Source organism: Pedobacter jeongneungensis (genome assembly GCF_039538295.1).
GTDB lineage: Bacteria > Bacteroidota > Bacteroidia > Sphingobacteriales > Sphingobacteriaceae > Pedobacter > Pedobacter jeongneungensis.
The window spans coordinates 146,575-166,882 of sequence record NZ_BAABBY010000004.1 but is presented as its reverse complement, the minus strand read 5'-3'; the positions used below and the strand labels follow the sequence as shown (position 1 = coordinate 166,882).

The following is a 20,308-nucleotide window of genomic DNA, read 5'->3' as shown; positions in this document are numbered from 1 at the left end:
TGCGTTTGGCCCACACCATTTTTGCGGGATATAAAAGCTATCGAAGATACAGGCTACTCGCTGTAATTCCTCTTATCAGCAGCATAAATATGGTACCAGATGTACAGAATCCATATTAACACCACCGTGCTGTAAACCAGTTCAGGATCAAATGAATCCTTTGTAAGCAACAACGCAATGGAGGAGATCAGGGCAGTCAGGAAGAAATAAAAAATATTTTTCATAACGTACTGATTTAATGAATGTTGGATTTAGTAAATATAATAAAATATCTGCTGTTTACCAAATATAAAAAGAGATAAATCTAATATTTCTTATTATCTCAGATTTTTCCTGCTGTTTTACCCTTAATTTCTGTACAATATTATTGTTTGACCTGTTTATTTAGAGATTTTGATGTTTTAAATGAGTAATACCTGCTAATGCCGGAGATTTTGAAAAACATGGTTAATATTCAGGATAAATAACACAAAATTGTGGCAATAGGTAATTTAGATTTTTTTGTATGTTTACCACACAACTAACCAAAAAAACAATAATACACACAAATGATTAAATTTTCTCTTAGCTTAATTTCCTTCGCTTTGTTCTTTTTTGGAATAAAAAGCTTTTTTCACGAACCAAAGGTACAATCTGTACCACCGTCAGAATTAACCATAACCAACTTCGCTGGCCCCGATGTTACGCCTAGTCCGGCTTGCTTAGCCGTTGCCCCAACAGGTGAGGTATATGTTGGTGTTGATATGATCGGCTCCCTCGGTAAAGATCCGGGCAAAGGCCATATCCTTAAACTGATTGATAAAGACAACGATGGCAAAATGGATCAGCATATTGATTTTGCTGAAGTTGATAACCCCAGGGGAATCATTGTGCAGGGTAGCCAGGTATTTGTATTGCATACCACATTTTCAAAAGAAACAAAACAGGCTACAGGAATGAACCTGGTTGTTTTTGAAGATAAAGACGGCGATGGAAAAGCCGACGGACCTGAAAAACCACTGATTGAACACATCAGCAATGAAAAATATATCCGCGAGCGTGGTACCGATCATGCTACAAATGGCATCAGAATGGGTATCGACGGCTGGATTTATATCTCTGTTGGCGATTTTGGCTTTCATGATGCGGTAGACCGTTCAGGTAAAAAACTGACCATGTTAGGCGGTGGTATTTTGCGTGTTCGCCCCGATGGAACCGAAATGGAAGTTTATACACACGGAACCCGAAATGTGTATGATGTAGCCATTGATCCATACATGAATGTTTTTACCCGCGAAAACACCAATGATGGGGGTGGATGGAACGTGCGTTTTTCGCACCACATCCAATCAGGAGAATACGGTTATCCGGTTTTATTTCAGAATTTTACAGATGAAATTATTCCCGCACTGGCCGATTTAGGCGGTGGCTCGGGTACGGGAGCATTATTTATGGATGAGCCCAACTGGCCCGAAAAATACAACCACGTACCAATGATGGCCGATTGGGGCAGAAGTATGCTGTATATTCACAGGGTTAGCCCTGATGGACCAACTTTTACCCAAAAAGACGAAGAGTTTATTAAACTTGCACAGATTACCGATCTGGATGTTGATGGATCAGGAAGGCTTTACCTTTCGGCCTGGGATGGAGCAGGTTATTCTGGCAGCCCTGATAAAGGATATATTGTCCGTGCGGTGCCAAACAACTGGACTTATAAAGCTTTTCCGGATGTAAAAAAACTTTCCATTAAAAAATTAACCGAATTGTTAAAGTCGAATAGTGCCGTTGCACGTTTAAATGCTTCGCAGGAACTCGTTTCCCGCAACAATAAACAGGCAGCAGAAACCGCTTTAAAAACAGCATCCGATCAAAGTTTAGCACTTGATGTACGGGTGGCCGGTTTATTTACCTATGCGCAACTGGCAAAAGAAAACGGCATTGAAACTTTAGCAGGGTTTACCAAAGATGCTGCCTTAAAGGAATTTGCTTTAAAAGCACTTGCCGATCGTAAAACGTATATCAGTAAAGTACCTGTTGAACCATTTTTGGAAGGATTAAAAGATGCTTCGCCACGTGTGCAGGCAGCTTCGATTATTGGCTTAAACCGTTTGGGCAGACCAGAAGTTGCCAATGTGCTTTTACAAACCAAAGTTCCGGCTTCATTTGTAGCGCCGGCAAAAGGTACTGAAGGTCCGCATGCCACACCAAACGCTGCCATTATATTGCCACACCTTGCCGTACGTGCATTGGTTCAGCTTAATGCCGTTGATGCTCTACTGGCAGCTGTGAAAACTGAAAACTCAACCCTTGCGCTTTGGGCACTACGTTATATGCATAATGAAAAAGTGGTAAACGGTTTAATTGATTCTTACAAACAATCAACAGATGAAAAACTAAAACAACAGATTCTGGTTACCCTGGGGCGTTTGTATAAAAAAGAAATTGCTTACGATGCCTCATGGTGGTGGGGTACCCGTCCTGATTCTCATGGTCCTTATTTTAAGGCCGTAAGTTGGGAAGGTTCGCCTGTGATTGAGAAATTTTTAAAAGAGGAAGCCACTAAAGCCGGTGCACAAGGCAAACAGTTTTATGTTGATTTAAATTCGCGCCAAAGGATGGATATCCCTGAATTTGCCGAAGAAGAAAAAGTGGCTGCAACGGAAGAGCCTAAAATCGATCTCGAAAAAATCAAAAACAAAAAAGGTCAGGTTGGCAAATCATCTATTGAAGATGTATTGTTGGCCATTAATAAATTACAGGGCGACCCTTTAAAAGGTAGAAACATTTTTAACAATCAGGGCTGTATCGCCTGCCACAGTTTAAGCAAAACCGAGAAAATGAAAGGTCCGTTTATGGGACAGATCGGCTCGATTATGAACCGTGAACAGATTGCTGAATCGATTTTAAAACCTAGCGCTTCTATTTCACAAGGCTTTGCTACCGTAATGATCATAGCAAAAGGCGATCGCACCTATATGGGCTTTATTACCGAAGAAACTGCAGCTAAGGTAGTGATGCGTAATATTGCAGGCGAGGTTTTTACCATTAAAGCAGGTGATATTTTATCGCGCAAAGAAATGGAAAATTCCATGATGCCAGAGGGTTTGGCCAATTCTTTATCTTATGAAGAACTTGCCTCTTTGGTTACCTTCTTATCAGAACAGAAAAAATAACAATTAATCGCATTTCCGGTCGATATGACGATCGGAAATGCTTTTATATTAATTCCTGCGGATAATAATAATTTCTCCGTTCACCAACTGAAAGATGTAACTGCAGATGCTTACCGACTTAAAAATCGCAATGCGGTACACCAGGCCCGACTTCTTCTCAAAAGTGATCTCCTCACCGATATAAATCTTATCTAATTCTTTTATAGTCGTTTCCACAGTAATCACCATATATTGCTAACATTGCCATGTAAGTCTTGTTTTGACAAAAGATGTTATTCTTATTCCTAAAAGGAGTGAGGATTGGTCGTTGGTCATTGGTGATTAGTTTATTGGTCATTGGTTCATTTGTCATTGGTTCATTGATCATTAGTTTGTTAGCCGCATCGTCATCTCGACCGGAGCAACGCGAAGTGGAGAGATCTATCCAGACAGATTTAGCCTGGCTGAGCCTTCAGGTTATCTCAATCCACTCCAAACTCCAGGCTAATCAACTTCCGGCTATGGACTGCAGACTCCCGGCTTTTTCTGTTATTTCCCCGCAATTTTTATAATAAAACTTAAGGAGTTGTTTTGGTTTAAAAAAACAAAACCTACATTAGCGATTAAATCTATATATCTAGTCGATGAGCAGATCGGCCAGGTTTGACCACCAATTATGGATAACCATTTTTTTGAACAAATATTTAAGAACCCGCTTGAGCAGCACAATATACCACCGAATGAAATAATATCCCGTTGGGCGGAGAGGCTGATCCAGGTACTTTTTCCGGAAAATACAGCAAAAGTATTTTCTACGGTTGAGGAAGTTAAAGCACAGGTGTCGGCTTTGGAGCTCGAGCTTTACGACATTATTTCGGCAAGTTGTAAATTAAAAAACAACGAGTGTAAAAACGCAGCAGGGCAGTTCTTTACAGAACTTCCGGAACTGTACCGCGTATTAAATACCGATATTGTGGCCATTTACGAAGGCGACCCGGCGGCACAAAGCAGGTTCGAAGTGATTAGAACTTACCCCGGTTTTTATGCCATCTGTTTTTACCGCATAGCACATTTACTGTATAATTTTGGCATACCGCTGGTTCCAAGAATACTTACAGAATATGCCCACTCTAAAACAGGGATCGATATCCATCCGGCTGCCAGTATTGGCGAATATTTTCATATCGATCATGGCACCGGAATCGTAATCGGCGAAACCAGTACCATTGGCCGTTATGTAAAACTGTACCAGGGCGTAACATTGGGGGCTTTGAGTGTTAAAAAAACGTTGGCCGGCAGCAAACGCCATCCAACCGTAGAAGACCGGGTAGTGATTTATTCCGGAGCCACCATTTTAGGCGGCGAAACCGTTATCGGGCACGATAGCATCATTGGGGGTAACGTATGGCTTACTGAAAGTATTCCAGCTTTTTCAACTGCATATCACTCTCCAATCATCACCATAAGAAATCATAAAGAAACCAATTAATATATATTATAATGGCAGGAATAATCGATCTGATCGGAAATACGCCAATGGCCGAGCTTCAAAAAATGAATATCAATCCGGCTGTAAAGGTTTTTGCAAAATTAGAAGGCAATAATCCGGGCGGGAGTGTTAAAGACAGGGCATCGCTCAACATGATCAGAAGCGCAATTGAACGCGGCGAAATAGCAAAAGGCACAAAACTGGTTGAAGCAACAAGCGGTAACACGGGTATTGCACTGGCCATGATTGCCAGTTTATACAATTTAGATATCGAACTGGTGATGCCAGCCAATTCTACCCGCGAGCGTAAAGTAACCATGGAAGCTTTTGGGGCAAAAGTAACTTTGCTCGAAAGCATTGAAGACTGCCGCGATTATGCCGAAGAAAAGGGCAGTAGCACAGGTTATTTCCTGCTCAACCAGTTTGCCAACCCCGATAATTACATGGCACATTATAAAACCACCGGACCTGAAATTTGGAAAGATACCGAAGGACAGATAACCCATTTTGTAAGTTCGATGGGTACTACAGGTACGATTATGGGCTGCTCCAGGTTTTTTAAAGAAAAGAATCAGGATATTCAGATTGTTGGCTGCCAGCCTACTGAAGGTTCATCTATACCCGGTATCAGAAGATGGCCGACAGAATACCTGCCAAAAATATTTGAACCGGAGCGTGTTGACCGCGTGATGGACATTGCGCAGGAAGAAGCCACAATCATGGCAAGGAGGATGGCTAAAGAAGAAGGTTTATTTGCCGGCATGAGCTCGGGCGGTGCCTGTGCAGCTGCTCTGAAACTGGCTTCGGAGCTGGATCACGGTGCCATCGTATTCATTACCTGCGATCGTGGCGACCGTTACCTCAGCAGCGATCTTTTTGGATAAAATCATTACTGTTTTTTATTTAAGATGAGGTTTTTTATCCTTTCGGTTATGGCTTCCATTTCAAAGGGTTTATCAATGTAGTCATCCCAATGGGCTTTATAATAAGAACTGTTCTGAAAACCACTTCTGGACGACATCAATAAAATAGGAATGTGTGCATGCACCGATAATTTTAATTCGGTGCATATCGACCGTCCATCGGTAGTGCCTAACAGCACATCGATTAAAATCACATCCGGTGCAAAAGTGGTTACTTCCTGATGCAAAGCTACTGCATTGGAAAGGCCGAGAACTTCATAACCTTCAAATTCGAAGATCATCCTGATTGCATCAAGCGTTGCATGATGATCTTCGATAATTAATATTTTAGGTTTGCTTAGGGAGCGCATTTAAGGTGTTTAAGGAAAGGTGAGGTTGCCGGTTCCCCGCTTTTTAAGTAATAATTCAAATATTTTCGAATCCGATTTGGTAAGACTGTCAAGTGAGTTGCGCAGGCTTTGGTTAACAAGGCTCAGGTTGGTAAACATCGTCCGCAGTGCTTCATTTTCATCTCTCAGCTCTAAAAGCTCATTGGCTATGCTACCAAACTCTCTTATCCAGGCATCAAATAAAGGTTTGTCGATAGCCAGTTCAGCGCAGATTTCTTCTGGCTCCCGGCCATTGTAAAATTCCTGAATACTACCAATAATCTGGGCAGGTGTGTTATTCGGTTTCATAGTCTGTTTAATATGTTGTTATGCAGAAGGATAAACTGTCCCGTATTTACTCCTCCGGCAGCACAGCAATACTTTAAATGTTACATTATAGAGATAGGACAAAGGAATAGCGTGTTTAAGGCTAATCAAAATTTTTATCTACGCAGTATTACGCAGCGTTTTTAAGTGCCTGGTTTACAGTTGTAAAATTAAAACAGCATTATTGTTAACTTTCATGGGATATGGATTCGGGTGATTTAACGTTTTTAATAAGCCATGCCGTCAGTCGTGTAACAAATCATCCCGGATAAGACCGTTTCTGTCGACATGGCTAAAATTTGAGTACAATTCAGACAAATGATTTGTCTGTTTAATTTATACGGCATCGCACCGTTTGCACTCCTGTATGTATATGCAAAGAGGGTGCGGTAGCTGGTTTTACGCCATACGCATTTCTACGCAAGCTCACTCAAAGGATTGTAGTAAAGCGTTTTAGCTATCGGAGCTGAGTTAAACGTTAAATTGACGTGAAAGATATTTTCTGGTTATTTTTGTATATTATTTAGGACGATTTGGTGAGATTCAGCATCCAGGCCTGCATATTTGTTTCGCCATCGATCCCCAGTTTTTTGCGCACCCTGTATTTCCGGCTTTCTACTGCACGTACACTTAGCCTGCAGGTGCGGGCTATTTCTTTCGTGTCGAAATTCAGCCTGATGTAAGCGCAAAGTTCCAGTTCCGATAACAGCAGCTGCGGAGAAATACGGAGCAATTCAGCAATAAACTGTCCCTCGGTTTCTCTAAACTTTTTCATAAATGAAGGATCCTGTGATTGCGCAAGTGCGGTAAGGTCTTTCAGCGATAGCTGCTCTGCCGGTTGTTCATTTTTCTGATTGAGCTGTTCGCGGTAACCTAGCATTTGCTCATGTAAAAGAATGCGTTGCCTGCGGAAATGGGCATTATGACGGGACAACAATTTTAAGCGCTGACCAAAAAGCCCCAAACTGATCAGGATTCCCTCCACTATCCCGGCTAAGGTGAGCAGGTTGAAACTATAAGATTGAAAAGGGATAATGGCCATCAGGCTAAAAACCAGGTAAATGGAAACCAGCGCTACCGGAATCCAGCCCAAAACATAACACCAGATGAGCAGGTTGTTTTTTGCATATCCGCGTATAATAATTACCTGAACGCTGCTAAAAAGAAAAAGCACGGAGGTTAATAAAAATAAAGCCTGCGTAAGTATATTGGTCAGGCTCCGTGCATCCCATAAAGAACAGATCAGTACGATGCTCCAGCCAATCATCAGTGCGGTAAATATTTTGTTAAGCTGTGGTAACTGCCGTTTAAGTTTTAAGAAATGACTGTTAAACAAAATGGTACAGATGTAGCCCAATGCGATAAAAAAATGAGCATGCACCAGGATAAATTTAGCAACCAGGGGGCCTAACAGTAAACCATATCCCTGCAGGTAACAAACCATTACAATATAATAAAGCAGTATAACCCTTGCAATGTAAAGTGCGAAAAGTTTACTCCGCGTAATGATGTACATAAAAATGTGAAAAATAAGGATCATCAGCGCTATACCCACATAAATCAGTTGTATGCTGTAGGCCTTAATAAGTGCGTGGTTTAATACCGATTCGGTAACCAGTTTAACGGGGACCAGGAGGGTATTCATAGCCTGCATTTTAATGTAGATATCGCCAACCGGTGCTTTTACCTGCTGTAACGGAAATACATAACCTGTACCCAGTAAAGCATCGCTTTCTTTGAGATTGTACATGCCGGAACTGATCATCTTGATGTTTCCTTTTGTATCCCGATAATATAAACTGATAGAATCGATGTTGGCGTAACCGATAAAAAGGTAGGGGATGGTTTGGCTGTTCCGTTTAAACCTGAGCTTCATCCACCATACTTTTCCGCTGGTACCACCATTAAAAATTGAGGAAGTTCCTTTTAAAAACCGCGTTGCCTTAAATTGCTCTACCTCCCCGAATGAGGCTTTCCCGAGACTGTCCTGCCAATAATATCCTGATTTGCCTACATTAACAAAAGATTGTTTCTCTACCTGAATAACAGGCTGAGCAATGCATAGGCTGTTTCCGATAATGAAAACAAGAAGAAAAAAAATGGTCTTCATTAATTAAACCAATGTAAAAGAGTTGGGATGACCTATTACAGGGCAGAAATTATGGCTTTATAATAGAAAAACCAAATTTAATCTTAAAAAAAAGAACAATCTGCCAGCGTTTGCGGTTCGGTACAAAAGTTGTATTTTAGAACCAAGCCAGAAATTTTATGCACCAACTCATTATACAGTATGCTTTTTTACTCGCGGTAATTCTTTTCGTTGTTATGCTGGCACAAAAAATCCGCGTGGCATATCCTATTTTACTGGTAATTGCAGGTCTGGCATTAAGCTTTTTGCCCATCCTTCAGGATATTGAAATAGAACCCGATCTTATTTTTGTGATTTTTTTACCGCCTTTATTATACGAAGCAGCCTGGAATACCTCATGGAAAGATTTTTGGAAATGGCGGAGGGTAATCAGCAGTTTTGCCTTTCCTATTGTTATTTTCACCTCCACAATTGTTGCCCTAATTTCCCGGAGTTTAATTCCTGGTTTTACTTTAGCCCTGGGGTTTTTATTGGGTGGAATCATTTCTCCACCTGATGCAGTTTCTGCAACGGCCATCCTTCGAAATATAAAAGTGCCCAAAAGGCTTACCACCATTTTAGAAGGAGAAAGCTTGCTTAACGATGCATCCAGTTTAGTGGTGTTCCGTTTTGCTCTGGCTGCAGTAATGACGGGGAGTTTTGTGCTCACAAAAGCCGCAGGCAATTTTGTTATGGTCATTGCAATGGGCATCTTAATCGGCATTGCAGTAGCCCTTGTTTTTTATGCGCTGCACCGGTGGTTGCCCACTACAACTAATATTGATATCATTCTTACCTTTTTAACGCCTTATGTAATGTACATGGCGGCTGAGGAGTTTCACTTTTCGGGGGTACTGGCAGTTGTAAGCGGAGGACTATTTCTTTCTGCCCGCAGAGACCGTATTCTTACCCACCGGAGCCGTTTGCAGGGAATTAACGTTTGGGAAGCGGTTGCCTTTGTGCTTAATGGTTTTGTTTTCCTGCTAATTGGATTAGAATTTCCGGTTATTATACATGGTTTGGGCAGCGATGGTCTTTTGCCGGCCATCCGCTATAGCGCCATTATTTGTATGGTTTTAATCCTCGGGCGACTGGCCAGCACTTACGGTGCCTTATTTTTTACCCGCTTTATTAGCCGTTACATTACCACTGCAGATCCAAATCCAGATTGGAAGGCACCATTGCTTTTCGGATGGGCAGGTATGCGTGGAGTGGTTTCTCTGGCGGCGGCTCTTTCTATCCCGATAGCCTTAAAATCAGGAGAAGCTTTTCCTCAGCGCAACCTGATCCTATTTATTACCTTCAGCGTAATATTGGTTACATTGGTATTGCAGGGTTTAACATTGCCCTGGCTGATTAAGTGGGTGGATATGCCCGATCCCGATTATACCATTTCTTTTGAACAGCAAAAACAGATGGTGAGGAAGAAATTATCCATGCTGTCACTCAAAATCCTCGATGAAAAATATCACGATGCCCTTGAACATAATGATATGATCAGATCGATAAAAATCCGTATCGAAGCCGAAATGGAATTGCTCAGTGATTGGGAAAAGGAAGAGAATACACAGAGGGCCGAAGACTTTTACCACGATTATCGTTTGGCGCTCGAAGATATCATGAATGAACAGCGCACCTTGCTAAAAGGATTGAATAAAAAGGAACAGATTAACGATCAGCTGATTAAAGAACAATTAGAATTGCTCGATTTAGAAGAAGAAAAACTGCGCAGGCATTTTAGTCAGCGTGATGAATAATTTTCAGTTTAATTCTGAACGGAATTAAAGATGTTTAAAACTTATGGCTGCCGGCACTTCCAATCATCAGATTAAATAATATATTTGCTAATTAATTTAGTAAGTATATGTCGGTAAAGGTTAACATCACTTCAAAGGGAATACAAAAGGTACTCAAAAACTATAACGAAAAACAGGCCATTGCCGAGTACATCTGGAATGGTTTTGATGCCAATGCAGATACTATTGAGATAGATTATACTGCCAACGCCCTGGGGCTTTTGGAAAGTTTAACCATTGCCGATAATGGGTACGGAATTAATTTTGAACGTTTAAAGCAAAAATTCGATCCCTTTTACGAATCAGAAAAATCACTGCAGATTGTAGCACCAAAACACACTTCAAAAATGCATGGACGTAACGGGGTAGGCCGGCTTACCTTTTTTACCTTTGCGCATGATGCCACCTGGCAAACCACTTACCAGGCCGAAAAAGGCTTTCGTTCTGGTGAAATACACATTAGTACCGGCGGCTTAAATAGTTATAGTCACGATTTTAACACCAGTCCAACCGCTATGGACAATACAGGCACTACTGTTTCTTTTACTAACCTGCGCATAGGCGAACAGGAAATGAAAGAATTGGTTTTGCCTTATCTGATCAATGAGTTTTGCTGGTTTATTGAACTGAACAAACATAAAAACTATTCTATTGTAGTAAATGGCGAAGCATTGGATTTTAGCACTAACGTAAAAACTCTTGAAGAGTTTAATCTTTTTTATCCGGATACGGCTGTTACCTTCAAAATTAAATATGTGCATTGGAAAGAAAACCTGCATAAAGAACTGTCTAAATATTATTTCCTGACAGGAGGGGAAGAAATTTATAAGGATTATACCACGCTGAATAAAAAGAGCGACGATTATTTCCACAGCATTTATATAGACAGCGATTTCTTCAGGGATTTTGATTTTAAGAGTTTCGAAAACGAAGGACAGGTGGCCATATTTGGTGCAGCTAAATCTTCGCCTGAATACCGCTTTTTAATTAAAGAACTTACTGCATACCTTAAAGAAAAACGTAAACCCTTTTTAAAAGAATATGCAAACCGGCTGATTGATTCTTACGAGCAGGATGAAATATTTCCCATTTACGCCAATGAACGTGATAAGCAATTAAAGAAACCAAAGCTCGTAAATTTATTGAAAGCTTTGTACGAGATAGAACCTAAGTTATTTAGCAGCTTAAATACCGACCAGAAAAAAACTTTAATGCATTTGATCGATCTTTTACTGCACTCAGATCAACGTGTACAATTATTCGAATTGTTTAATGGATTGATGGAACTGGAAACTGAAGAATACGACGAGCTGGCTTCGTTGCTTTTGGATAAAGATATGGTAGGGTACACTACCGGAAGCTAAAAATCAAGTAAATCTTTCGGATGGATATCAAGCCCTTTGGCCAGTTCAAAAATGGTAGATAACTGAACATCAAATTTACCATTCTCGATTTTAGAAATATTGCTATCGTCAATGTCGCAGTTTCTTGCCATTGCTCGCAAACTCAAGCCCTTGCTGTTCCTGATTTTCTTCAAATTGAAACCGAAATTATTCTGAATAGCTGAGCCTTCCTTTTTAATCATTGGGGTTAAATAGTTCTGAGCCCAAAGTCTCCAACTTATTCAAAATATTTGCGGTTATTTATTACCGTATTTTAAATTAATTTTTTATATTTGATTGAATAACAAAGTATCAATACGGGTTTAAGCTAGTAAGGCCTTTACCTTAATGGGGGATTATAACTTAAGTATATTTAACATGTTATGTCTGATTTCGTTATAAAATTTTGTTCATTCGCTTTTATTTGTTGCGTCATTATCATATATCAGATGTTACAGGAAACAAACGTAATTCACAATCCGTTTGCCTTTAATCAGGGCAGGTTTCCTGCTGTTTCCATATCCCAAAATCATCCACCATCCCGTGTAAGTATTAAACAGGAATGCTCTTTTAACTGGCTATATTTTAAAGCCAAATTCTGTTAAATACCTTTTTGCCCTATGGCAACGGTTAAATTGTTAAGGTTATAAAACTGTTGCTCATAGGGCATTTTCAGCTTTGATTTTCTTATGTAAATGTTAAATCGCCTGCCAGTAGATCGGGATGCATATTGGCTTGCGGAATTACGATTTCTGCTGCTTTTAAAAGTAGGTGGATAGAATCGTATTGGCTAAAGTTAGAATTATTTCATTTAAATAAAATATGCGGGAAAGTATTTTTTTAACATTGCTTCCGGTACGGAAAAAAGGTTAGGTTGAAAAGGGCCACGATTAATTAAACCGCTACAGTTTAACCTTACCTAAGCTAAATTTAAAGATACTTCCTAAGCCGGGTTCCGATTCTACCGCGATCTGTCCGTTAAGTTTTTCTACCAGGCTTTTTACACTGGCCAACCCGATGCCTGTCCCTTTTTGGTCAAAACGATCGGTTTTATTCAGTGTAACGTGTTTATCAAATATCTTTGCTAAATGGTTGTTATCTATACCCATGCCATTGTCGTGCACTTCAAAATGATATTGCTGATCACTTTCCTTAAAAACTATTTTTATTTCAACCGCTGCTTTGTCGTTATATCTGATCGCGTTGGTTAACAGGTTTAAGAAAATCTGTTCAACAGCAATAACAGAGCAATAAATGGGCTGTGTTAAAGCAGGGAAGGTGATGTTTACCCCGGTATCAACTTTAATCATTGTCGAAATCCTTTCCAGTAGTTCATTCAGGTCTATTTCGGCTTGTGCAGAGGTGAGTAATTCCGGTTTAAAAGAATAATCAAGCATGTCGTCTACCAGGTTCAGTAATTTCTGTGCCGAAGCAAGACTCATGTCAACCAGTTTCAGGTTATCTGTATCACCCGATGTAAGCAGGCGTTTCTGCAGCATCTGTGAAGTCATTTTTATCGAACTCAGCGGGTTTTTGATGTCATGAGCCGCAGAAAGGGCAAACTGCCTGATAAATGCATTTGTTTCTTCCAGCACATTGTTCGCTTTTTCCAGTTCAATAACTTTCCTTTTAAGTTCTAATTGCGTCATTACCTGTTTAGCCAGGATCCTTAGCGAATTTTGCTGCTGTTCACTCAGTTCGCGTGGTTTGCGGTCTATTACACAAAGTGTTCCTAAAGGGAAGCCTTCGCTGTTAACCAGGGGCACACCAGCATAAAATACAATATTCGGGCTTCCGGTTACCAATGGATTATTAGCAAAACGGCGGTCGGCACGGGCATCATTTATTATCATCAGCTCTCTTGGCTGCATAATGGCATGCGAACAAAAAGCCTGTTCTTTAGGTGTTTCGGTGGCATTTAGGCCAAAGTGACTTTTAAACCATTGTCTTTTATCATCCAATAAACTGATCAGGGCAATTGGCGACTGACAGATTTCGGAAGCCAGCACGGTGAGCTCATCAAAATCAATATCCGGAAGCGTATCCAAAACCCCGTAAGATTGTAAGGCTTTTAAGCGTAAAGGCTCATTTTTAGGTTCTGGAAAGACGCTCATGGAGAGGTATTGAATATTATTTTTTTGAAATCAGACAAATGTATAAATTAAAATGGTCTTAATGTGCTGTCCCTGCACTTATATGTATTCCTAATTGATCTTTTTATTATGGCATCTGTCATTACTCAGGGTTAATTTATCTGGCTTTTAAAGATAAAATGCATAAACCTTTGCGATTTTGATATTATATAATCATTTTTATGGCTAAACATTAGTCTCTATACCATTAATAAAGATGATTTAGGCTAAAATATGACCAGGTTTATTGATATGGCTGAACAGTGCGCGTATTTTTCTGCAGATTATCCGGTAAATATTTATGCATTAAGCGAACAATCTGTTACTGTGGAGTTCGGTACCATAATAAGCGAAGAATTATTGAACTTAATAACCGGTTTTAATCAGTTTTTGGTGCAGAATCCTTTTCCAGGATTAATTACCACTGTGCCGGCGTACGCTAGCTTAACCGTTTTTTTTGATCCCTTGGTGGTTATTGCATCCGATCTTCCCGGTAAATTTTCTTTCGATAAAGTATCGCAATACCTTAAAAAAATTGGTTGTGCTAAAAGAGAAGAATCCTACACGAGAAGTGATACGATTGTAATACCCGTTTGTTATGGCGGAGATTTTGGCCCTGATATTTCGGCTGTTGCACAAACTAATCACCTCAGCACAAAAGAAGTAATTGATATACATGCTTCGGGACTTTACACCGTATTTATGATCGGTTTTGTGCCCGGTTTTGCTTACATGGGTGGGATGGATACTCGTTTGACTACGCCAAGAAAGGCTGTTCCTGATGCAAAAATACCTGCAGGTGCAGTAGGTATAGCAGGAGGGCAAACCGGTATCTATCCAATGGAAACCCCTGGCGGATGGCAGATTATAGGAAGAACACCGCTAAAAATGTTCGATGTAAGCCGTTCACAACCTTCGTTATTAAAAGGGGGAGATCAGGTTACTTTTAAGTCTGTTGGTACAGACGAGTTTAATACCATGCTGCAAAACGAATATGAAAATCAGCATTATTAAACCTGGTATGTTAAGCACCGTACAAGATCCGGGCAGGTACCGGTACCTTTCGCAGGCCGTGCCGGTTTCAGGGGCAATGGATCAGCTGGCACACCGGCTGGCCAATAAAGCAGTCGGGAACGATGATGATGCTGCAACCATCGAGTTAAGCTATGCAGATGCTTCGTTTAGAGCAGAAACTGATATTTTAGTTGCCTATTCGGGCGATGGGGCTTTTCTGGTTTATAATGACGAAATAATGCCTGCAGAAAAACCATTGTTTTTTTGCGCAGGCGCTATTGTAAACCTTATTGCCAACACTGCGGGCGTGTGGACTTACATGGCTGTGGCTGGGGGATGGGAGGTGCCCGATGTAATGGAAAGCAAAAGTACCTATCTTCCTGCCGGTTTTGGTGGATTAACTGGCAGGGCGCTACGAAAGGGAGATGTTTTAATTCATAATCAGTCTGTAAGCCGGGTTTCCGCGCAGATATTCGATCAGCTGCGTCAAAAAGGAATCATTTATCCGGACTGGCGCATTTCGAGAGCGGATTTGCTGCCTCACGATAGGCATACAGTCAGGGTGGTGCTGGGCAATGAAATCAATTGGTTTGATGCTTCCTCCATTATTGCCTTTTTAACCAAAAGTTATACGATAGACAGGCGGAGCAACCGCATGGGCTATCATTTAACGGGAACACCTTTGGTAAGGAAAATTAAAAAAGAATTGCTCAGTACGGCTGTAACACCGGGAGTGATCCAGGTAACGGGAAGTGGCGGTTTAGTGGTATTAATGGCCGATTGCCAGACAACAGGCGGTTATCCGCGTATCGCACGTATTGCTTCGGTAGATTTACCTGTATTTGCTCAGTTGAAACCAGGTGAACTAATCCGCTTTTCTGAAATTTCAGCAGAAGAAGCCGAAGAGCTCTATCTTGAACGCGAGCGCGATTTAGCCCTGATTAGTACGGCGATAAGCCTTAAATATATTAAAATATGAAGATGATCGATCTTAATTGCGATATGGGTGAAGCATTTGGGAATTATGCCATGCCCAATGATGATCAGCTGATGGATTATATTTCATCTGCAAATATTGCCTGTGGTTTCCATGCCGGCGATCCCGGAGTAATGCAGCAAACGGTTGCTTTGGCCATAAAAAAAGGAGTGGCCATTGGTGCACATCCTGGTTTACCTGATTTGCAGGGTTTTGGCCGAAGGGAAATGAAGATTACCGCAAATGAGGCCTATCAACTTACCCTGTATCAGATCGGTGCCTTAAGCGGTTTTGTAAAAGCCGCGGGCAGTAAATTACATCATGTTAAAGCACATGGTGCACTTTATAACATGGCAGCAAAAGATGTAACTTTGGCTAAAGCCATTGTACAGGCCGTTTACGATTTCGACCCGGGTTTAATTTTGTATGCCCTGGCCGGAAGTAAAATGATTACCGAAGCAACAGAAAAGGGAATTGTAACCGCCTCAGAGGTTTTTGCCGACCGTAGCTATCAGGATGATGGCACACTTACACCTCGTTCTGCCGGTAATGCATTAATTGATAATGAGGAAGCGGCCATCAATCAGGTGCTCAATTTTGCTTTAAAACAAGAGGTAAGCAGTGTGAACGGAAACCCCATCGCGGTGGTGGCCGAAACAGTTTGCCTGCATGGCGATGGCGAACATGCCGTAGCTTTTGCTAAGCTCATTTCTGAAAGGTTGAAAGAAGAAGGTATTTTCATTAAAGCACCAGGTAAATGAAGCCAAAATACAACTGGAGTGTACTTTTAGGCGCCGCTTTTTTAATGGCTTCATCGGCAATTGGTCCGGGGTTTTTAACGCAAACAGCTGTATTTACCCAGCAATTGGGAGCCAGTTTCGCTTTTGTGATTCTGCTATCAATTATTTTAGATGCCATTGCGCAATTAAACATCTGGCGGATTATTGCCGTTGCAGATAAACCCGCACAGGATATTGCCAATAAAGTTTTTCCGGGTTTGGGTTACTTTATTTCTTTTCTTGTGTTTCTGGGTGGACTCGCTTTTAATATCGGTAACATTGCCGGTGCTGGTTTAGGCTTAAATGTGCTGTTCGGCATCAGTGTAGGGCATGGTGCGGTAATCAGCGCCATTATGGCCATCGGGATTTTTATTTACAAAGAAGCAGGCAAGGCCATGGATGTTTTTGCCAAAACCATGGGGCTTATTAAAATTGTACTGGCATTAATTATTGCCTATACCAGTTCGCCACCACTGGCAGAGGCGGCTTTGCGGGCCGTAAATCCTACCCAGTTTAGTTTCACAGCTGTATTAACCATTGTTGGCGGGACTGTTGGTGGCTACATTACCTTTTCGGGTGCGCATCGTTTATTAGATGCCAGGCAAACTGGAATCCACAACCTGGGTGCGGTAAATAAAGGTGCTTTAAGTGCCATAGGGTTGGCTTCTGTTATGCGTTTGTTGCTGTTTATCGCTGCTTTAGGTGTGGTGAGTAAAGGTTTTACTTTAGATCCATCCAACCCTGCAGCATCGGTATTTAAACTGGCCAGTGGCGAAATTGGTTACAAGATTTTTGGTGTAGTGATCTGGGCGGCAGGTATCTCTTCGGTGGTGGGCTCGGCCTATACTTCCATCTCATTTATCAAAAGCTTCCACCCTTTAATTTTAAAATTTAACAGGGAAATCATTATTGCGTTTATATCCATTTCATGCTTTATTTTTATACTGATTGGTAAACCTGTTAAAATATTACTTGCTGTAGGTGCTATAAATGGTTTCATTTTACCAATAGCCCTGGGGATTATGCTTATTGCAGCTTATAGAACAAAAATAATTGCAAATTATAAACAGCCGCTCTGGTTAACGTTAACAGGGCTGGCAGTAGTAATCACCATGGTATGGATGAGTTATGGTACCATTTTACAAATGATTAACGGAGAATAAAAATTATACCATGAACAAAGTCACAAAATATTTCCTTCTTTTCTCTCTTTTAAGTGCAAACGGCTTTGCACAACAGGGCGGGCAGAAAACTGCTGTTGAACCGGGTGTCTCGCTTGCACTGGCAACTGCCAGAAGCAACAACATCAGCAACATTCAGTATCGGCTCCACTTTAATATTCCTGCTGAACAAACCGCTCCGATTCAATCAACAGAAGGTATTGATTTTAAGTTAAATAAATCAGATCAGTTACAAATTGACTTTAAGCAGGATGTAGCTCATTTAAAAGCTATTGCCGTTAACGGAAAAGCGATAAATATTGATTTTAAAAATGAACATATCCTCGTAGATCAGCAATATCTAAAGTCCGGTAATAACCACATCGAGATTGGTTTTGTTGCTGGCAACGAATCGCTGAACAGGAACAAGGATTTTTTATATGCGCTATTTGTTCCCGATCATGCCAGAACGGTGTTTCCATGTTTTGATCAGCCAGATCTTAAAGCTAATTTTTTACTTTCGTTAACTGTTCCAACTGACTGGAAGGTAATGGCTAATTCGGTGAAAAAAGACTCATTAAAACTGGCAGACGCTATCACTTATCATTTTAAAAATTCAGACCAATTACCCACTTATTTATTCTCATTTACGGCAGGAAAATACACATATGTTAACCGGAAAATGAAAGACCGCGATATGGAATTTCTGCACCGCGAAACCGATTCGGCCAAAATCAAATTTAGTGTAGATTCTGTTTTCGTAGCCCATCGCGATGCTATTGATTTTTTAGAAAACTGGACAGCAATAAAATATCCTTTTCAGAAGGTTGGTTTTGCCGGGATTCCTGATTTTCAGTTCGGCGGAATGGAACACCCGGGTGAAGTACAATATAAAGCATCGGCTTTATTTCTGGACCAGGGCGCAACCAAAGATCAGTTTATTTCGCGTTCTAACCTCATTTCGCACGAAACTGCACACATGTGGTTTGGCGATCTGGTAACCATGAAATGGTTTAACGATGTTTGGATGAAAGAGGTATTTGCCAATTTTATGGCCGATAAAGTAACCGAAAAACTGATGGGTAAAAGTACTTTCGACCTTAAATTCCTTCAGGACCATTACCCGGCGGCTTATGGTGTAGACAGGACATTAGGCGCTAATCCCATCCGACAGCAACTGGAGAATCTTCAGGAAGCTGGTTCCATGTATGGCAATATCATTTACCATAAAGCGCCCATCATGATGCGTCAGTTAGAGCTGTTGATGGGAAAAGAGAACTTCCAGAAAGGAATCAGGGAATACCTTAAAAAATATGCTTATGGTAATGCCACCTGGAACGATCTGATTACCATTTTAAGCCAATACACTAAAAGCGATCTGTACAGCTGGAACAAAGTTTGGGTAAATGAGCCCGGCAGACCGGTTTTTAGTTATGAAATTAAGTATGAAGGCGATAAAATTAGTGATTTAAGCCTTAGTCAAACAGGCGAAACGGGAGGGCAAAGGGTTTGGCCACAATCTTTTACTGTAAAACTGTTTTACCCAACCAATAGCAAGGTTTTAACTGTAAATGCCATGACAGCTAAAACGCTTGTGGCTGAAGCAAAAGGTCTTCCAAAACCTCAATATATCTTGTTTAATGCTGATGGGGCGGGCTATGGCCTTTTTCCGGTCGATCAGCACATGGTTGCTGATGTATATAATATTGCTGATCCCTTAGAAAGGGCCTCAGCCTACATCAATTGCTATGAAAACATGCTTTCGGGTAAATGTTTTAAGCCTTACGAACTGATGGTGATACTGCTTAAAGGAATTACCGTAGAAAAAAATGAAATGAATTTGCGTTTGCTAACAGGCTATATGACTAATATTTACTGGACATTCCTCCCTGCAGATAAGCGTGAATCTATTAATGTTTTGATGGAGAAAACCATCTGGAACGCCTTAATAGCAGAGCCACTGGCCAACAATAAGAAAATACTGTTTAACGCTTACCAAAACATTTACCAAAGCCCCGAAGCAGGAAAACGTTTGTATGATATCTGGTTGAAACAATCAGCGCCTGAGGGCATCAAACTTCAGGAAGATGATTATAGTTCGCTGGCTTTAACCATAGCGCTTAAAACAGATACGATCAATAATATATTAAAAGAGCAATTGGCGCGTACAAAAAATGAAGACCGTAAAAACAGGTTGGTTTATTTAATGCCGGCACTATCGTTAGACGTAAAAGAACGTGATAACTTTTTCAATAGTTTAAAAGACCGTAAAAACCGCCGGAAAGAAGCCTGGGTAACCACTGCTCTGGCTTATTTGCATCATCCCATCAGGCAGGTTACATCAGAAAAATATCTTCCGGGAAGTTTAGATTTATTGGAAGAAATACAAAAAACGGGAGATATATTCTTTCCCCAATCGTGGCTGGCAGCAATATTTTCCGGTTATAACGACAAAAAGGCTTATGCCGTTGTGCAGGATTTCTTAAAATCGCATCCTGATTATAATCCTAAATTAAAAGATAAGATTTTACAGGCTACTGATAACCTCCGGAGAGCGCAGCAGATTGTTCATTAATTTAATGATGTTATTCTTTGTAGCTGAATTTGTTACATGCAGGCTTACAGAGAATTTATACTTTTGTTGCGAGAGCGTTAATTTAGATGGAAAGGGGTAAACATGAATTTGTTTGCCCTTTTCTT

Annotated in this window: 17 protein-coding genes; 10 read left to right on the top strand and 7 right to left on the bottom strand. The window is 40.7% G+C overall.

What is annotated here, in order from left to right:
• Nucleotides 1–53: 53 nt before the first annotated feature.
• Nucleotides 54–224, bottom strand: a complete 171-nt coding sequence (locus ABD769_RS09025) for a hypothetical protein (RefSeq protein WP_162799865.1) — start codon at nt 222–224, stop codon at nt 54–56.
• Nucleotides 225–548: 324 nt separating this feature from the next.
• Here ABD769_RS09025 and ABD769_RS09020 point away from each other — a divergent pair, with 324 nt between their 5' ends.
• The gene (locus ABD769_RS09020; protein WP_344851093.1) at nt 549–3,155 is read left to right on the top strand and encodes a DUF7133 domain-containing protein; all 2,607 of its coding nucleotides are present in this window, start codon (nt 549–551) and stop codon (nt 3,153–3,155) included.
• A 48-nt stretch (nt 3,156–3,203) separates the two neighbouring features.
• Here the strand turns inward: ABD769_RS09020 and ABD769_RS09015 are convergent, their stop codons facing one another.
• Nucleotides 3,204–3,371, bottom strand: a complete 168-nt coding sequence (locus ABD769_RS09015) for a hypothetical protein (RefSeq protein ID WP_344851092.1) — start codon at nt 3,369–3,371, stop codon at nt 3,204–3,206.
• 439 nt (nt 3,372–3,810) lie between these two features.
• Here ABD769_RS09015 and epsC point away from each other — a divergent pair, with 439 nt between their 5' ends.
• Complete coding sequence (gene epsC, locus ABD769_RS09010; RefSeq protein WP_344851091.1) at nt 3,811–4,623, top strand: serine O-acetyltransferase EpsC; 813 nt, start codon at nt 3,811–3,813, stop codon at nt 4,621–4,623.
• A gap of 11 nt (nt 4,624–4,634) precedes the next feature.
• Complete coding sequence (cysM, locus tag ABD769_RS09005; protein WP_344851090.1) at nt 4,635–5,507, top strand: cysteine synthase CysM; 873 nt, start codon at nt 4,635–4,637, stop codon at nt 5,505–5,507.
• 5 nt (nt 5,508–5,512) lie between these two features.
• Here the strand turns inward: cysM and ABD769_RS09000 are convergent, their stop codons facing one another.
• The 3 genes from ABD769_RS09000 to ABD769_RS08990 all read right to left on the bottom strand — a co-directional run bounded on the left by ABD769_RS09000 (nt 5,513) and on the right by ABD769_RS08990 (nt 8,351).
• Nucleotides 5,513–5,896 (bottom strand): response regulator transcription factor, encoded by a 384-nt coding sequence (locus ABD769_RS09000; protein WP_344851089.1) that lies wholly within the window; start codon nt 5,894–5,896, stop codon nt 5,513–5,515.
• A 9-nt stretch (nt 5,897–5,905) separates the two neighbouring features.
• Nucleotides 5,906–6,223: a hypothetical protein gene (locus ABD769_RS08995; RefSeq protein WP_344851088.1), complete on the bottom strand. Its 318-nt coding sequence runs from the start codon at nt 6,221–6,223 to the stop codon at nt 5,906–5,908.
• Nucleotides 6,224–6,764: 541 nt separating this feature from the next.
• The gene (locus tag ABD769_RS08990) at nt 6,765–8,351 is read right to left on the bottom strand and encodes a 7TM-DISM domain-containing protein (protein ID WP_344851087.1); all 1,587 of its coding nucleotides are present in this window, start codon (nt 8,349–8,351) and stop codon (nt 6,765–6,767) included.
• 158 nt (nt 8,352–8,509) lie between these two features.
• Here ABD769_RS08990 and ABD769_RS08985 point away from each other — a divergent pair, with 158 nt between their 5' ends.
• Nucleotides 8,510–10,126, top strand: a complete 1,617-nt coding sequence (locus ABD769_RS08985; RefSeq protein WP_344851085.1) for a Na+/H+ antiporter — start codon at nt 8,510–8,512, stop codon at nt 10,124–10,126.
• A gap of 107 nt (nt 10,127–10,233) precedes the next feature.
• Nucleotides 10,234–11,529, top strand: coding sequence for an ATP-binding protein (locus ABD769_RS08980; RefSeq protein ID WP_344851084.1), 1,296 nt, complete (start codon nt 10,234–10,236; stop codon nt 11,527–11,529).
• Here the strand turns inward: ABD769_RS08980 and ABD769_RS08975 are convergent.
• On the bottom strand, nt 11,526–11,750 hold the full coding sequence (locus tag ABD769_RS08975) for a helix-turn-helix domain-containing protein (RefSeq protein WP_344851083.1): 225 nt from the start codon (nt 11,748–11,750) through the stop codon (nt 11,526–11,528). The genes ABD769_RS08980 and ABD769_RS08975 overlap by 4 nt on opposite strands.
• Nucleotides 11,751–12,449: 699 nt before the next feature.
• Nucleotides 12,450–13,661: a sensor histidine kinase gene (locus ABD769_RS08970; RefSeq protein ID WP_344851082.1), complete on the bottom strand. Its 1,212-nt coding sequence runs from the start codon at nt 13,659–13,661 to the stop codon at nt 12,450–12,452.
• A gap of 252 nt (nt 13,662–13,913) precedes the next feature.
• Here ABD769_RS08970 and pxpB point away from each other — a divergent pair, with 252 nt between their 5' ends.
• The 5 genes from pxpB to ABD769_RS08945 are packed head-to-tail and all read left to right on the top strand — an operon-like array spanning nt 13,914 to nt 20,183.
• Nucleotides 13,914–14,693 carry a 5-oxoprolinase subunit PxpB gene (pxpB, locus tag ABD769_RS08965; protein ID WP_344851081.1) on the top strand — a complete coding sequence of 260 codons (780 nt, stop codon included), beginning with the start codon at nt 13,914–13,916 and terminating at the stop codon, nt 14,691–14,693.
• Nucleotides 14,674–15,672 (top strand): 5-oxoprolinase subunit C family protein, encoded by a 999-nt coding sequence (locus ABD769_RS08960; protein ID WP_344851080.1) that lies wholly within the window; start codon nt 14,674–14,676, stop codon nt 15,670–15,672. Before pxpB ends, ABD769_RS08960 begins: the two co-directional genes overlap by 20 nt.
• 2 nt (nt 15,673–15,674) lie before the next feature.
• On the top strand, nt 15,675–16,430 hold the full coding sequence (locus ABD769_RS08955) for a 5-oxoprolinase subunit PxpA (protein ID WP_344851079.1): 756 nt from the start codon (nt 15,675–15,677) through the stop codon (nt 16,428–16,430).
• Nucleotides 16,427–17,611, top strand: coding sequence for an NRAMP family divalent metal transporter (locus ABD769_RS08950; RefSeq protein ID WP_344851078.1), 1,185 nt, complete (start codon nt 16,427–16,429; stop codon nt 17,609–17,611). Before ABD769_RS08955 ends, ABD769_RS08950 begins: the two co-directional genes overlap by 4 nt.
• Before the next feature lie 10 nt (nt 17,612–17,621).
• Nucleotides 17,622–20,183, top strand: coding sequence for a M1 family metallopeptidase (locus ABD769_RS08945; RefSeq protein WP_344851077.1), 2,562 nt, complete (start codon nt 17,622–17,624; stop codon nt 20,181–20,183).
• Nucleotides 20,184–20,308: the final 125 nt, after the last annotated feature.